The 15,669-nt window shown below is 73.0% G+C and carries 10 protein-coding genes; 5 read left to right on the top strand and 5 right to left on the bottom strand.

Translation table 11 applies throughout. From position 1 onward, the window contains the following. Nucleotides 1-27 precede the first annotated feature (27 nt). The 5 genes from aceE to ACFYT9_RS10980 all read right to left on the bottom strand — a co-directional run bounded on the left by aceE (nucleotide 28) and on the right by ACFYT9_RS10980 (nucleotide 8,774). The gene (gene aceE / locus ACFYT9_RS11000) at nucleotides 28-2,730 is read right to left on the bottom strand and encodes a pyruvate dehydrogenase (acetyl-transferring), homodimeric type (RefSeq protein WP_389162267.1); all 2,703 of its coding nucleotides are present in this window, start codon (nucleotides 2,728-2,730) and stop codon (nucleotides 28-30) included. Nucleotides 2,731-2,989: 259 nt separating this feature from the next. Then, nucleotides 2,990-3,613, bottom strand: a complete 624-nt coding sequence (locus tag ACFYT9_RS10995) for a GntR family transcriptional regulator (RefSeq protein ID WP_360321671.1) — start codon at nucleotides 3,611-3,613, stop codon at nucleotides 2,990-2,992. Between the two features lie 132 nt (nucleotides 3,614-3,745). Continuing rightward, nucleotides 3,746-5,515 (bottom strand): 2-oxoglutarate dehydrogenase, E2 component, dihydrolipoamide succinyltransferase, encoded by a 1,770-nt coding sequence (gene sucB / locus ACFYT9_RS10990; RefSeq protein WP_389162265.1) that lies wholly within the window; start codon nucleotides 5,513-5,515, stop codon nucleotides 3,746-3,748. A gap of 63 nt (nucleotides 5,516-5,578) precedes the next feature. Then, complete coding sequence (gene lpdA / locus ACFYT9_RS10985; protein ID WP_376599946.1) at nucleotides 5,579-6,967, bottom strand: dihydrolipoyl dehydrogenase; 1,389 nt, start codon at nucleotides 6,965-6,967, stop codon at nucleotides 5,579-5,581. Nucleotides 6,968-7,265: 298 nt separating this feature from the next. Then, complete coding sequence (locus tag ACFYT9_RS10980) at nucleotides 7,266-8,774, bottom strand: leucyl aminopeptidase (protein ID WP_376599947.1); 1,509 nt, start codon at nucleotides 8,772-8,774, stop codon at nucleotides 7,266-7,268. A gap of 293 nt (nucleotides 8,775-9,067) precedes the next feature. Here ACFYT9_RS10980 and ACFYT9_RS10975 point away from each other — a divergent pair, with 293 nt between their 5' ends. Genes ACFYT9_RS10975 through ACFYT9_RS10955 form a run of 5 tightly spaced genes read left to right on the top strand, consistent with a single transcriptional unit; the run spans nucleotide 9,068 to nucleotide 15,663 of the window. Beyond that, a complete protein-coding gene (locus ACFYT9_RS10975; RefSeq protein WP_387279508.1) occupies nucleotides 9,068-11,158 on the top strand; it encodes a hypothetical protein in 2,091 nt (696 codons plus the stop codon). Nucleotides 11,159-11,184: 26 nt separating this feature from the next. Continuing rightward, the gene (gene pelF, locus ACFYT9_RS10970; protein WP_389162262.1) at nucleotides 11,185-12,723 is read left to right on the top strand and encodes a GT4 family glycosyltransferase PelF; all 1,539 of its coding nucleotides are present in this window, start codon (nucleotides 11,185-11,187) and stop codon (nucleotides 12,721-12,723) included. Beyond that, the gene (locus ACFYT9_RS10965) at nucleotides 12,720-14,240 is read left to right on the top strand and encodes a hypothetical protein (RefSeq protein WP_389162260.1); all 1,521 of its coding nucleotides are present in this window, start codon (nucleotides 12,720-12,722) and stop codon (nucleotides 14,238-14,240) included. Before pelF ends, ACFYT9_RS10965 begins: the two co-directional genes overlap by 4 nt. Nucleotides 14,241-14,251: 11 nt before the next feature. Then, complete coding sequence (locus tag ACFYT9_RS10960) at nucleotides 14,252-14,872, top strand: spherulation-specific family 4 protein (protein ID WP_389162258.1); 621 nt, start codon at nucleotides 14,252-14,254, stop codon at nucleotides 14,870-14,872. Continuing rightward, nucleotides 14,869-15,663 carry an endo alpha-1,4 polygalactosaminidase gene (locus ACFYT9_RS10955; RefSeq protein ID WP_387279516.1) on the top strand — a complete coding sequence of 265 codons (795 nt, stop codon included), beginning with the start codon at nucleotides 14,869-14,871 and terminating at the stop codon, nucleotides 15,661-15,663. Before ACFYT9_RS10960 ends, ACFYT9_RS10955 begins: the two co-directional genes overlap by 4 nt. Nucleotides 15,664-15,669: the final 6 nt, after the last annotated feature.

Below are 15,669 nucleotides of genomic sequence, written 5' to 3'. Positions count from 1 at the left end.
TTCGAGGCTCGGTTCGCCTCCGGGCCGTCAGAGGCCGTAGCGCTCGCGCGCCTCCTTCACCGCGGTGGCCGGGACCTCGCCGCGGCGGGCGAGCTGGGCCAGGGAGGCGGCCACGATCGACTGCGCGTCGACACCGAAGTGGCGGCGGGCGGCGGCGCGGGTGTCCGAGAGGCCGAAGCCGTCGGCGCCCAGCGACGAGTAGTCCTGCTCGACCCACTGCGCGATCTGGTCCGGGACCTGGCGCATGTAGTCGGAGACCGCCAGGACCGGCGACTCGACGCCCGCGAGGGCCTGGCGCACGTACGGGACGCGCTCCTCGCCGCGCAGCAGGGCGGCGTCCGCCTCCAGCGCGTCGCGGCGCAGCTCGGTCCAGGAGGTGGCGGACCACACGTCGGCGGCCACGCCCCACTCCTCGGCGAGCAGCTTCTGCGCCTCCAGGGCCCAGTGGATCGCGGTGCCCGAGCCGAGCAGCTGGATCCGCGGCGCGTTGGCCGGCACGGTCACCCCGGCCGACTCGGCGGTGTTGAAGCGGTAGAGGCCCTTGACGATGCCCTCGTCGACGCCCGCGTGGCCCGGCTTGGCCGGCTGCGGCATCGGCTCGTTGTAGACCGTCAGGTAGTAGAAGACGTCCTGGTCCTCGCCCGGCGCGGCCTCGCCGTACATCCGGCGCAGACCCTCCTTGACGATGGCCGCGACCTCGTAGGCGAACGCCGGGTCGTAGGTCAGGGCGGCCGGGTTGGTGGCCGCGATGACGGGGGAGTGGCCGTCGGCGTGCTGGAGGCCCTCACCGGTCAGGGTGGTGCGGCCGGCGGTGGCGCCGACGAGGAAGCCGCGGCCGAGCTGGTCGCCGAGCTGCCACATCTGGTCGGCGGTCCGCTGCCAGCCGAACATCGAGTAGAAGATGTAGAACGGGATCATCGTCTCGCCGTGCGTGGAGTACGCGGTCGACGCGGCGATGAAGTCGGCCATCGAGCCGGCCTCGGTGATGCCCTCGTTCAGGATCTGGCCGTTGACGGCCTCCTTGTAGTACATCAGCTGGTCGCGGTCGACCGGCTCGTACGTCTGGCCCTTCGGCGAGTAGATGCCGAGCGAGGGGAAGAGGGACTCCATGCCGAAGGTGCGGGCCTCGTCCGGGACGATCGGGACCCAGCGCTTGCCGGTCTCCTTGTCGCGGACCAGGTCCTTCACCAGGCGGACGAAGGCCATCGTGGTGGCGATCGACTGCGAGCCGGAGCCCTTGTCGAAGGAGGCGAACGCCTTCTCCGGGGCGGCCGGGAGCGGGGCGACCGGGTGGACGCGGCGGGCCGGGGCGGGACCGCCGAGGGCCGCGCGGCGCTCCTGGAGGTAGCGGACCTCGGGGGAGTCGGCGCCGGGGTGGCCGTAGGGCACCACGCCGTCGACGAACTGCGCGTCCGAGATGGGCAGCTCAAGAAGGTCACGCATGTTCTTGAACTCGTCCGTCGTCAGCTTCTTCATCTGGTGGTTCGCGTTCTTCGACGCGAAGCCCTCACCGAGGGTGAAGCCCTTGACGGTCTGCGCCAGGATCACGGTCGGGGCGCCCTTGAACTCCAGGGCGGCCTTGTACGCGGCGTACACCTTGCGCGGCTCGTGGCCACCGCGCGAGAGGTGGAAGCACTCCAGGATCTTGTCGTCGGAGATCAGCTGCGCCATCGCGGCGAGCGCCGGGTCCTTGCCGAAGAAGTCCTGGCGGATGTAGGCGGCGTCGCGGGTCTGGTACGTCTGGACCTGCGCGTCCGGCACCTCGCGGAGGCGGCGGACCAGGGCGCCCGTGGTGTCGAGCGCGAAGAGCTCGTCCCAGGCGTTGCCCCACAGGCTCTTGACGACGTTCCAGCCGGCGCCGCGGAACTGGGCCTCCAGCTCCTGCACGATCTTGAAGTTGGCGCGGACCGGGCCGTCGAGGCGCTGCAGGTTGCAGTTGATGACGAAGGTCAGGTTGTCCAGACCCTCGCGGGCCGCCAGCGCGAGTGCCGCGGTCGACTCGGGCTCGTCCATCTCGCCGTCGCCGAGGAACGCCCACACGTGCGAGGCGGAGACGTCCTTGATGCCGCGGTTGGTCAGGTAGCGGTTGAAGCGCGCCTGGTAGATCGCGGAGAGCGGGCCGAGGCCCATGGAGACGGTGGGGAACTCCCACAGCCAGGGGAGGCGGCGCGGGTGCGGGTAGGAGGGCAGGCCGTTGCCGCCCGACTCCTGCCGGAAGTTGTCGAGGTGCGACTCGTCCAGGCGGCCGTCGAGGAAGGCGCGGGCGTAGATGCCGGGGGAGGCGTGGCCCTGGATGTAGAGCTGGTCGCCGGAGCCGTCCCCCTCCTTGCCCTGGAAGAAGTGGTTGAAGCCGGTCTCGTAGAGCCAGGCCGCGGAGGCGAAGGTGGCGATGTGGCCGCCGACGCCGTGCTTGGAGCCGCGGGTGACCATCGCGGCCGCGTTCCAGCGGTTCCAGGCGGTGATCTTCCGCTCCAGCTCCTCGTCGCCGTCGATGACGGGCTCGGCGGAGGTGGGGATGGTGTTGAGGTAGTCCGTCTCCAGCAGCTTGGGCAGGGCCAGGCCCGCGCCCTCGGCGTGCTGGAGCGTCCGGCGCATCAGGTAGGCGGCCCGGTGGGGGCCGGCGGCCTTGGTGACGGCGTCCAGGGAGGCCGCCCACTCGGCGGTCTCCTCGGTGTCACGGTCCGGGAGCTGGTCGAGCTCACTCGGAATCTTGCCTACGGGATCGGTCATGATCGCCGCCTTCCGGACTGATGGGTGGAGATAAAAACGGGTGCCTTGTCTGGCAGGACAGGGCGAAGGGCCGGGTAGCGGCCCGCGGAAGACTCTAAACTGCCGATCGATGATCGATCAAAGGGTTGAAGGGGGAAACCTCTTCGGATCGAGAAAGTCGGCACAGGGTGCCGCGAAAAGGGGCACCCGGTGCCGACTTTTCGAACGATTCGAAAACGACCGGAGCCCCGCCGAAGCGGGGCTCTGACCTGCGAGAAGACTACGCGCGGGGGGCGCAGCCCAGGACGTGGGCCTTGACGAGCGCCCCGATGTTCGGATCGCTCCGGCGGAAGGCCTCCACCAGCTCCTGGTGCTCCTCCGCGTACGACTTCTGCACCGTGCCCAACCAGCGGATCGACAGCGCCGTGAAGACCTCGATGCCCAGGCCCTCCCAGGTGTGCAGCAGCACGCTGTTGCCGGCGGCCTTCACCAGCTCACGGTGGAAGGCCACGGTGTGCCGGACCTGCGCGGTGCCGTCGGAGGTCGCGTCCGCCTCGTACAGCGCCGCCACGTGCGGCTCCAGGGTCGAGCAGTCGGCCGACAGCCGGGGCGCGGCCAGCTCCGCCGCGATCTGCTCCAGACCGGCCCGGACCGGATAGCTCTCCTCCAGGTCGGCCGCGGTGAGGTTGCGGACCCGGACGCCCTTGTTCGGCGCCGACTCGATCAGCCGCAGCGACTCCAGCTCGCGCAGCGCCTCGCGGACCGGGGTCTGGGAGACCTCCAGCTCGGTCGCGATCCGGCGCTCGACGATCCGCTCGCCCGGCTTCCAGCGGCCGCTGACGATCCCCTCCACGATGTGCTCGCGGATCTGCTCGCGCAGCGAGTGGACGACGGGGACGGTCATGGAACGGCTCCTCCGGGAGTTTCGTGACCCTTAGACAATACGGCGGTGCCCCCGCCCGGACACACATCCGGACGGGGACACCGCTGGTGAGGCTCGTTACGTTGCCTCGGAGGCGCGGAGCTCTACGAGCCCTCAGAGACCGAGGTCCACCTCGAACTCGCCGGCCTCCAGGATCGCCTTGACGGCCGTCAGGTAGCGGGCGGCGTCGGCGCCGTCCACCAGACGGTGGTCGTAGGACAGCGACAGGTAGGTCATGTCGCGGATGCCGATGACCGTGCCCTCGGCGGTCTCGATGACGGCCGGACGCTTCACCGTGGCACCGATGCCCAGGATGGCGACCTGGTTCGGCGGGACGATGACGGTGTCGAACAGCGCACCGCGCGAACCCGTGTTGGAGATGGTGAAGGTGGCGCCGGCCAGGTCGTCCGGGGTGATCTTGGAGGCGCGCACGGCGCCCGCCAGCTCCGCGGTCTTCTTGGAGATGCCGGCGATGTTGAGGTCGCCCGCACCCTTGATGACCGGGGTCATCAGACCCTTCTCGGAGTCCACCGCGATCCCGATGTTCTCGGAGTCGAAGTAGGTGATCGTGCCCTCGTCCTCGTTGATCCGGGCGTTGATGACCGGGTGGGCCTTCAGCGCCTGGGCCGCGGCCTTCACGAAGAAGGGCATCGGGGAGAGCTTGACGCCCTCACGGGCGGCGAAGGCGTCCTTGGCGCGGGCGCGCAGCTTCATCAGCTTGGTGATGTCGACCTCGACGACCGAGGTCAGCTGGGCCTGCGTGTGCAGCGCCTTCATCATGTTGTCGCCGATGACCTTGCGCATGCGGGTCATCTTGACGGTCTGGCCACGCAGCGGGGAGACCTCCAGGGCGGGGGCCTTCGCGGCGGCGGCCGGAGCGGCGGCGACGGGGGCGGGGGCCGCCTTCTTGGCCTCGGCGGCCGCGATGACGTCCTGCTTGCGGATGCGGCCGCCGACGCCGGAGCCCTTGACGGTCGCCAGGTCGACACCGTTCTCGGTGGCGAGCTTGCGGACCAGCGGGGTCACGTAGGCGCCGTCCTCGGCGGGAGCCGGGGCGGCGGCCGGGGCCGGGGTGGCCGGAACCGGGGTGACGACCGCCGGAGCGATCGACGGGGCGGCCGGGGCCACCGGAGCCGGGGCGGCGGCGGGCGCGGCCGGGGCGGCCGGCGCGGGGGCCGGGGCCGGGGCGGCGGGCGCGGCCGGAGCCGGGGCGGCGGCGGGGGCGGCCGGGGCGGCCGGGGCCGGGGCGGCCGGAGCGGCACCCGCGGCACCGATGACGGCCAGCTTGGCGCCGACCTCGGCGGTCTCGTCCTCGCCGACCACGATCTCCAGGAGCACGCCGGAGGCGGGCGCCGGGATCTCGGTGTCGACCTTGTCCGTGGAGACCTCGAGCAGCGGCTCGTCGGCCTCGACGGTCTCGCCGACCGACTTCAGCCAGCGGGTGACGGTGCCCTCGGTGACGGACTCGCCCAGCGCGGGCAGCACGACGTCGGTGCCCTCGGCACCACCGGCGGGGGCGGCCGGCGCGGCCGGGGCCTCCGCGGCGGGGGCCGGGGCGGCCGGGGCCTCGGCGGCCGGCGCCGGGGCGGGCTCGGCGGCCGGGGCCGGAGCGGCCTCGGTGGCGGGGGCCGCGGCGGGGGCGCCGGAGCCGTCGTCGATGATGGCGAGCTCGGCGCCGACCTCGACGGTCTCGTCCTCGGCCACCTTGATGGAGGCGAGGATGCCGGAGGCGGGGGCGGGGATCTCGGTGTCGACCTTGTCGGTCGAGACCTCGAGCAGCGGCTCGTCCGCCTCGACGCGCTCGCCCTCGGCCTTGAGCCAGCGGGTGACGGTGCCCTCGGTGACGCTCTCGCCGAGCGCCGGCAGGGTTACGGAAACCGACATGGTTTCAGTTGCTCCTAACGAATTGCGGAAGTTGGTCGTCGCGCCCTGTGAGTGACGTGAGCGTCAGTCGTGGGAGTGCAGAGGCTTGCCGGCCAGGGCCAGGTGGGCCTCGCCGAGCGCCTCGTTCTGCGTCGGGTGGGCGTGGATGAGCTGCGCGACCTCGGCCGGCAGCGCCTCCCAGTTGTAGATCAGCTGCGCTTCGCCGACCTGCTCGCCCATGCGGTCACCGACCATGTGGACGCCGACCACGGCACCGTCCTTGACCTGGACGAGCTTGATCTCGCCCGCGGTCTTGAGGATCTTGCTCTTGCCGTTGCCCGCGAGGTTGTACTTGAGGGCGACGACCTTGTCCGCGCCGTAGATCTCCTTGGCCTTGGCCTCGGTGATGCCGACGGAGGCGACCTCGGGGTGGCAGTACGTCACCCGGGGCACGCCGTCGTAGTCGATCGGAACGGTCTTCAGACCGGCCAGCCGCTCCGCCACCAGGATGCCCTCGGCGAAGCCGACGTGGGCCAGCTGGAGGGTCGGGACCAGGTCGCCGACCGCGGAGATCGTGGGCACGTTGGTCCGCATGTACTCGTCCGCCAGGACGTAGCCGCGGTCCATCGCGATGCCCTGCTCCTCGTAGCCGAGGCCGGCCGAGACCGGGCCGCGGCCGATGGCGACGAGCAGCACCTCGGCCTCGAAGGTCTTGCCGTCGGCGAGGGTGACCTTCACGCCGTTCTCGGTGTACTCGGCGCTCTGGAAGAAGGTGCCGAGGTTGAACTTGATGCCCCGCTTGCGGAAGGCGCGCTCCAGCAGCTTCGAGCTGTTCTCGTCCTCGACCGGGACGAGGTGCTTCAGACCCTCGATCACCGTGACGTCGGTGCCGAAGGACTTCCACGCGGAGGCGAACTCCACGCCGATCACACCGCCGCCGAGGATGATCGCGGACTCCGGCACCCGGTCCAGGGTGAGGGCGTGGTCCGAGGAGATGATGCGGTTGCCGTCGATCTCCAGGCCGGGCAGGGACTTCGGCACGGAACCGGTGGCGAGGAGGACGTGGCGGCCCTCGACCCGGCGCCCGTCGACATCGACGGAGGTCGGGGAGGACAGGCGGCCGGTGCCCTCGATGTAGGTGACCTTGCGGGAGGCGACGAGACCCTGCAGACCCTTGTAGAGGCCCGAGATCACGTCGTCCTTGTACTTGTGCACGGCCTTGATGTCGATGCCCTCGAAGGAGGCCTTGACACCGAACTGCTCCGCCTCGCGCGCCTGGTCGGCGACCTCGCCGGCGTGGAGCAGGGCCTTCGTCGGGATGCAGCCGTTGTGCAGGCAGGTGCCGCCGAGCTTGTTCTTCTCGATCAGTGCGACGTCCAGGCCCAGCTGCGCTCCGCGCAGCGCCGCGGCGTAACCGCCGCTACCGCCGCCGAGGATCACTAGGTCGAAAACGGTGCTGGCGTCGTTCGCCACGTCACGTCCTCCATGCATGTGCGCTCGTCGCCGGTCGTCGATGACCGGGCGGCGGCTCCGGTGTCCGGCCGCATTATTTCGGCCCTGTGGTGGGGGCCCTGTCCTGCCGAGAACCCATCTTCGCACTTGTTGACGGATGGCGGGACGCGGGGCCGGTGGATGAGACCGGGCGATCGTCCGTCCGGCCGCCCACCAGGGCGTACGAATCTACGGATTTCGTCGGCAGCGAACAGCGGCGCGGGGACGCGGGAGGCCCCGGAGCCGAAGCGTCCGGGGCCTCCTCGTGGCGTCGGCGGGCTCAGAGCTCGCCGGCCGCCGTCAGCTCGGCGAGCCGCACCAGGGTGCGGACCGAGGAGCCGGTGCCGCCCTTGTGCGTGTAGCCGTACGGGGCGCCCTCGTGGAAGGCCGGGCCCGCGATGTCCAGGTGGGCCCAGGTGATGCCCTCGCCCACGAACTCCTGGAGGAAGAGACCGGCGACCAGGCCGCCGCCCATCCGCTCGCCCATGTTCGCCATGTCGGCGGTGGGGGAGTCCATGCCCTTGCGCAGGTCGGCGGGGAGCGGCATCGGCCAGGCCTGCTCGCCGACCTCCTCAGCGACCTCGTGCAGCGCGGTACGGAACTCGTCGTCGTTGGCCATGATGCCGAAGGTGCGGTTGCCCAGGGCCAGCACCATCGCGCCGGTCAGGGTCGCCACGTCGACGATCGCGTCCGGGTGCTCCTCCGACGCCTTGGTGAGCGCGTCGGCGAGGACGAGCCGGCCCTCGGCGTCGGTGTTCAGGACCTCGACGGTCTTGCCGCTGTACATGCGCAGCACGTCACCCGGGCGGGTGGCGGAGCCGGACGGCATGTTCTCGGCGAGGGCCAGCCACGCCGTGACGTTGACCTCCAGGCCGACGCGGGCGGCGGAGACGACGGCGGCGAGGACGGCGGCGGCGCCGGCCATGTCGCACTTCATCGTCTCGTTGTGGCCGGCCGGCTTCAGGGAGATGCCGCCCGAGTCGTAGGTGATGCCCTTGCCGACCAGGGCAAGCGACTTCTCCGCCTTCGGGTGGGTGTAGGCGACCTTGACCAGGCGCGGCGGGTTCTCCGAGCCGGCGCCGACGCCGAGGATGCCGCCGTAGCCGCCCTTGGCGAGCGCCTTCTCGTCGAGGACCTGGACCTTCAGGCCGTGCTCCTTGCCGGCGGCCTGGGCGATCGCGGCGAAGGAGGCCGGGGTGAGGCCGTTCGGCGGGGTGTTGACGAGGTCGCGGGCGCGGTTGATCTCCTCGGCCACGGCCAGGGCGCGGTCCGCGGCGGCCTTGTGGGCCTTGTCGCGCGGCTTGGCACCGAGCAGCGCCACCTCGGCCAGCGGCTTCTTGGCGTCCTTGACCTCCTCCTTCCAGGCGTCGAAGGAGTACGCGCCGAGCAGCGCGCCCTCGGCGATCGCGCCGGTGTCCTCGGCCGAGGCGATCGGCAGCGCGAACGCGGCCTTCTTCGTGCCGAACAGGACGCGGGCGGCGGTGCCGGCGGCGCGACGGAGCGTCTCGGTGTCGTACGGCTCGCCGTCCTCGGGGGCGGAGCCGAGGCCGACGGCGAGCACGACGGGGGCCTTCAGGCCGGCGGGCGCGGGGAGCTTGGTCGCCTCACCCTCTCCACCCGAGGCACCCAGGGTCTCCAGGACGGCGGCGAGCCGGCCGTCGAACGCCTTGTCGACGGCCTCCGCGCCCGGGGCGACGACGAGCGTCTTCCCGGACTTCGCGACGCCGACGACGAGGGCGTCGGCACGCAGCGTCGCCGCTCCGGCAGTGCTGAGAGTGAGAGCAGTCACGGTGGTGAAATCTCGCTTCCATTGAGTTCTGTGGCGGTCGAGGGATGGGCCGACCGAGCCCGCCGCATCGTATTTCGGCCCGATGAGCGCCGAGAACGAGCCTACGCTCGCTCGCCCGGTTCGCTCACCGCGGCTTCGGTTCACTCATCCGTGGTGTCTCTTTCATGTTTGTCCTTCCGGCTCCCGCGCCGCCGCCACACTCGCCTCATTCACGCAAGGGCGGCACTCGCGCCCGCGCTTCATCTCCACAGGTCCTCCCCGTCCGGGGACCTGCCGAGGGGGGACACCACACCATGCCCGCGAACAGATCCCGCATGCCCGCGGCCGCGCCGAGGAAGTCCGGAAACAAGGGGGCGCCGCGCCGCGCCGGCCGCACCGCCGGGGCCCTCGCCGCGGCGGCGCTCCTCGCCACCGTGGTGCCGTCCGCGCAGGCCGCGACCGCCCCGGCGCCCCGGATCGACCTCACCGTCCTGGTCGTGGACGACGGCGGCACCGCGGTCGAGGCGATCACCGCCGAGCTGAAGGGCTCCGGCGTCCCGTACCGCACCCTCGACCTGAACGACCCGAACCGGCCCGTCCTCACGGCCGGCTTCCTCAGCGACACGGTCGACGGCCGGCCCCGCGCCAAGTACCAGGGCGTCGTCCTGCCCCACGAGACCGCCTTCGGCCCCGACTCCGCCGAGCACACCGCCCTCCAGACGTACGAGCGGACCTTCGGCATCCCGCAGGTCGACGCGTACACCTGGTCCCACCCCGGCGTCGGGCTCGACTACACCACCGAGGGCGGCTGGTCCGGCGTCCTCGACGGCGCCACCGCCGGCGTCACCCCCGCCGGGAAGGCCGGTCCCTTCGGCTACCTCGCGGGCAGCCTGACCTTCGAGGACAACGACCCGGCGATCTCCGAGAGCTACGGCTACGCGGGCCGCCCCCGGGCCGGCTTCACCAGCTACGTCGACATCCCCGCCGACAGCGCCGGCGGCCGGGCCAGCCTGGTCGGCGAGTACGCCGCCGACGGGCGCCGCGAACTCGTCGTCACCTTCGCCTACAACCAGCACCAGCGGCAGTTCCGCGCCCTCGCCCGCGGCATCGTCGACTGGCTCACCCAGGGCGTCCACCTCGGCCGGTCCCGGAACTACCTCTCCGTCCACGTCGACGACGTCTTCGCCCCCGACGCCCGCTGGGACACCGTCCGCAACTGCACCCCCGGCGACTTCGACTGCGTCGGCGGCGACGGCGAGCCCGAGAACCCCATCCGGATGACGGCCGCCGACGCCACCCACGCCGCCGCCTGGCAGAAGGCGTCCGGCTTCACCCTCGACATGGTCTACAACGGCGGCCAGGGCGAGCAGTGGAAGTCCGAGCACGGCGGCAGCGACCCGCTCGCCGCCCGGCTGATCGCCGACCGCGCCCAGTACCGCTGGATCAACCACACCTACACCCACCCCTTCCTCGGCTGCGTCCAGGACAACACCACCGTCCCCTGGCAGTGCGCGAAGAACGCCTCCGGCGCCACCCTCTGGGTCAGCCGCGCCGAACTCTCCGCCCAGATCCGCGACAACCTCGACTGGGCGGCGCGCAAGGGCATCTCCGTCGACCGCTCCGAACTCGTCACCGGCGAGCACTCCGGCCTCAGGACCCTGCCCCAGCAGCCCGCCGACAATCCGAACCTCGCCGGCGCCCTCGCCGACAACGGCGTGAAGGCCATCGCCAGCGACAACTCCCGCGAGCCCCGCCAGCGGGCGATCGGCGCCGCGAAGACCGTGCCCCGGCACCCCATGAACGTGTACTACAACGTCGGCACCGCCGCCGAGATGACCGACGAGTACAACTGGATCTACACCTCCCGGGCCGACGGCGGCAGCGGCGTCTGCGAGTCCAACCCCGCCTCCACCTGCCTGCCCGCCCCGCTCGACCCGGCCACCGGCTACGCGGCGTACATCGCCCCGCAGGAGGCCCGCATCGCCCTCGGCCACGTCGTCGCCAACGACCCCCGCCCGCACTACGTCCACCAGTCCAACCTGGCCGAGGAGCGCCTCCTCTACCCGGTCCTCGACCGGATCCTCGCCGACTACCGGGGACTCTTCGCCGCCAACACCCCCCTGGTGAACCCCCGTCAGAAGGACGTCGGCACCGAGCTGACCCGCCGCGACGCCTGGGACGCGGCCCTCGCCGCCGGCAAGGTCACCGCCTACCGCATCGGCGGGACCGTCACCGTCAAGGCCCCCGCCGGTGTCCAGATCCCCGTCACCGCCCCCGAGGGCACCCGCAAGCAACTCCTCCTCGGCACCGGCGCGTTCGGCACCGCCTACGCCGGCAGCCGCTCCGACTGGACCGCGCCGGAACTGCTCCAGACCGCCGTCACACTCCAGCTCCCGACCGCCTGACCAGCACGTTCTGGGGGGACACGTACATGCCGAGCCGTGGCCGTCACGTCACCATGCTCACCGAGGGAACCTATCCGCACGTCCACGGCGGGGTCAGCACCTGGTGCGACCAGCTCGTCCGGGGCATGCCCGAGGTCACCTTCGAGATCCTCGCCCTCACCGGCAGCGGCCGCGAACCCGTCACCTGGGAGCTGCCGCCCAACATCACCCGGCACACCGCGTTCCCCCTCTGGGGCCACCCGCGGGGACCGGCCGCGCCCCGCCGCGCGGCCCGGCCCCCGCGGGGGCGCGAACGCCGCAGCTTCCTCGCCTCCTACGAGCACTTCCTGCTCGCCCTCCTCGACCCGGAGGCCGGCCACGACCTCGCCGGCAGCCTCTACGAGCTGGCCGCCCTCGCCCGCGAGGGCCGGCTCACCCCGGCCCTCCGCTCCGAGGCGGCCCTCCGCTCCCTCATGTGGATCTGGACCATGCCGCACCTGCCGACGCGTGCGGCCGGCCCCACCGTCCACGACGCCCTCACCGCCACCGACCTGCTGGAACACGCCCTGCGCCCGCTCGGCGCCCGGATAGCCGACGGCAGCGTGGCGCACGCCGTCTCCAGCGGCCTCGCCACCCTGCCCGCGCTCGCCGCGCAGCACTTCGAAGGGGTGCCCTTCCTGCTCACCGAGCACGGCATCTACCTCCGCGAGCGCTACCTCGGCTACCGCACCGAGGCCCAGCGCTGGCCCGTCAAGGCCCTCATGCTCGGCTTCTACCGCGAGCTGAACTCCCTCGGCTACCGCCGGGCCGACCTCATCACCCCCTGCAACCAGTACAACCGGCGCTGGGAGGAGCGCGGCGGCGCCCCCGCCGACCGCATCCGCACCGTCTACAACGGCGTCGACCCCGCCCTCTTCCCCGAGGCCGGCCCCGAACCGCGGACCCCCACGCTCAGCTGGTGCGGCCGGGTCGACCCGATCAAGGACCTGGAGACCCTGATCCGGGCGTACGCGATCTCCCGCGCCGAACTCCCCGAGCTGAGGCTCCGTCTCTTCGGCCCCGTCCCCGCCGGGAACGAGGACTACCTGACCCGCCTCGAGAAGCTCGCCGCCGAACTCGGCGTCGCCGACGGCGTTTCCTTCGAGGGCCGCGTCTCCGACGTGCCCTCCGCCTACGCCGCGGGCAGCGTGGTGATGCTCTCCTCCATCAGCGAGGGCTTCCCCTTCTCGCTCATCGAGGCCATGTCCTGCGGCCGGGCCACCGTTTCCACCGACGTCGGAGGGGTACGGGAGGCGGTCGGCGACACCGGTGTCGTCGTCCCGCCCCGCGAACCGGCCGTCATGGCCGCCGCCGTCTCCGCCCTGCTGCGCGACGACGCCCGCCGCGCCGACCTCGGCCGCCGCGCCCGGCAGCGGGTCATCGACGAGTTCACCCTGCACCGCTCGGTCGACGGCTTCCGCCGCATCTACCGCGAACTCGCGGCCCCCCGCACCCCCGAGCCCCCCGTCGCCGTCCCGCCGCTGCGCGTCAGCATCCCGTCCCCGCGCCGCGGCGCGTCCCGAATCCCGGAAGGCACCCCGGCATGAGCGGCTCCCTCTGGCTGAAACCCCCGACCGCGGCCCCGCCCCTGCCGGCCCCGCCCCGCCCCCGACGACAGCCCCCCGCCACGGCCCGCCCGACGCCGGGCACCCCGACAGCACCGACCGCGTCGACCACGCCCGGCACACCGCCCGAGGCCGCGTCCGCCCCGGCGCCCGAGGGGCCGCCCGGCGCCGCCGCCGACCCCCTCGACGAACTCGCGCTCCGGCTCGACGAGTTCGTGGCGACGGCCGTGCACCCGGACGAGATCGCCGCGCTCCTCGAAGCCGACGGCATGACCGACGACCACATCCGCCTCGCCTACGGGCGGAACGATTCCTTCACCCTCGCCGAGGACCTGTACGCGCGCGGGGAGCGGCGCCACCCCGCTCCGCCCCGGCGCGACCCGGCCGCCCCCGGCCCCCTCGCCGGACTCGGCGGCTGCCTGCTGCGCGGCCTCGTCTTCGCCCTCCCCGGCCTCGCCTACGTCCTGGCCGGACCCCTGCTCGCCGGCACCCACGGGCGGTACGGGCTCCCCGCCGGCACCGTTCCGCTGCTCGCCGGCGCCGTCACCGGCTGGGTGTGGAACCAGGCCCTCTCCCACCGCGCCTACACCTGGCTGGGACTCGGCGACCGGGCCGCCGCCGCCCGCGCCCTGCTCCGCGGCGCCCCCGCCGGCGCGCTCGCCGGCACCGCCGTCGCCTTCGCCGCGGCCCGCGACGGCGAACTGCCCGCCGCCCTCTTCGCCGCCGGCCAGTCCCTCTACCTCGCCGCCGCCACCGTCCTCCTCGTCCTCGGCCGCGAACGGGCCCTGCTCACCGCCCTGCTGCCGCTCCTCGGAGCCCTCCCCGCCCTCCGCTGGGACCTGCCCGACGCGCTCCGCGTCGGGCTCCCGGCCCTCTCGCTCACCGCCGCCTGCCTGGTCGCCGCCCGGACCCTGCGCCCCGGCACCGCGCCCGGTGCCGCCGGGCGGGGCGGACCACCGCTCGCGGCCTCCGTCCCGTACGGCCTCTTCGGCCTCGGCAGCGGGGTCCTCGTGCTCCACGCCGGGCTCGGCGACTCCCTCGCCACCGGCGCCGGCGCGGTCATCGCGCTCACCCTCTCCATGGGGCCCGCCGAATGGCTGCTGCACCGCTTCCGGGGCGGCAGCCTCGCCCGGCTGCGGACCCTCACCACCGCCCGCGCCTTCCGCCGCTCGGTCACCGGCACCCTGCTCGGCTGCCTCGGCGGCTATCTGACCGCGCTGCTCGCTCTCACCCTCGCCGCCACCCTGCTCCGGCCCGGCGCTCCCTGGCCCACCCCGGACCGGCTGCTCGCCCTCCTGCTCGTCGGCACGGTGCTCTGGCTGGGACTCCTCCTCCAGGCGTTCGGCGCCGTCCTCGGCGCGGCCACCGTCTGTCTGCTGGCCGCCGCCGCGCAGACCCTCCAGCCGGCGGCGGGCCCGCTCGCCGCCGGAGGAGCGGCGGCCGCGCTGGCCGTCCTCAGCCATGTTCTGCTGGTCAGGCCCACCACCCACCGCGCTTAGGAAAAAGGCGAGTGAAACGTTCCCTCCTGGTGCCCTTCTACGAGCACCCCGACGACCGGCCCGAGGGGTGGGCCGCGCTGCTCGCCGCCGCGCCGGCCCTCCACAGCGTCGTCCTCAACCCGGCGAACGGCGCCGGGGAGGCCCCCGATCCGGCCTTCGCGCGGGCCGCCGCCCGGCTGCGTAGCGCGGGCGTGCGGATCCTCGGCTACGCGGACACCGCCTACGGCCGCCGCCCGCACGCCGAGGTCGTCGCCGACCTGCTGCGCCACCGCGACTGGTACGGCGCCGACGGGGCCTTCCTCGACCAGGTGGCGACCGCGCCGGACGCCCTGCCGCACTACCGGCGGCTCGCCGTCGCCGCCCGCGCCGCCGGGGCCGCGACGCTGGTGCTCAACCACGGCACCCGGCCCGACGAACGGTACGCCGAGATCGCCGACCTGCTGGTCACCTTCGAGGGGCCCTGGGACAGCTACCGCACCCCCGACCCGCCGCCCGCCCCGCACCACTGCCACCTCGTCTACGCCGCCCCGCCCGGCTTCCGCCCGGCGACCGAGGTGCACTGCGCGGTCCCCGGCACCGGCGCCCACCCCTGGGGCACCCTGCCGAACGACCTCCCGGAGCCCGCCCGATGAGACGCCCGCCGCTCCTCCTCGTGCTCCTGCTGCTCCTGCTCACCGCCTGCACCGGCACCCCCGCCCCGGAACCCGATCCCGCGCCCCGCGGCGAACGGTGGCGCCCGAAGGCCGGTCTGGCCTGGCAGTGGCAGCTGAGCGGGAAGCTGGACCCGACCGTCGACGTCCCCGTCTACGACATCGACGGCTTCGACCACTCCGCCGCGACCGTCGCCGACCTGCACCGGCGCGGCCGGAAGGTGATCTGCTACCTCTCCACCGGCGCCTGGGAGGATTTCCGCCCCGACGCCGGCCGCTTCCCCGCGTCCGTCCTCGGCGAGGGCAACGGCTGGGAGGGCGAGCGCTGGCTCGACATCCGCCGCACCGACGTCCTCGAACCCCTGATGGCCGAGCGGATCGAGATGTGCCGGGCCAAGGGCTTCGACGCGGTCGAACCCGACAACATGGACGGCTACGCCAACCGCACCGGCTTCCCGCTGACCGCCGCCGACCAGCTCCGCTACAACCGGCTGATCGCCCGCCTCGCCCACGACCGAGGCCTCGCCGTCGGCCTCAAGAACGACCTCGACCAGATCCCGCAGCTGCTCGACGACTTCGACTTCGCGGTCAACGAGCAGTGCGCCGAGTACGACGAGTGCCACCGCCTCGCCCCCTTCGTCGCGGCGGACAAGCCCGTCTTCCACGCCGAGTACGAACGGTCCACGGAGACCTTCTGCGCCCGGAGCCGCGAGCTCGGCCTGAGCTCGATCCAGAAGAAGTACGAACTGGGGGTCTGGCGCAGGGCCTGCTAGGTGCTC

Source organism: Streptomyces sp. NPDC004435 (assembly GCF_042873895.1).
GTDB lineage: Bacteria > Actinomycetota > Actinomycetes > Streptomycetales > Streptomycetaceae > Streptomyces.
The sequence above is the reverse complement of the archived record's forward strand: the minus strand, read 5'-3'. Positions and strand labels throughout refer to the sequence as shown.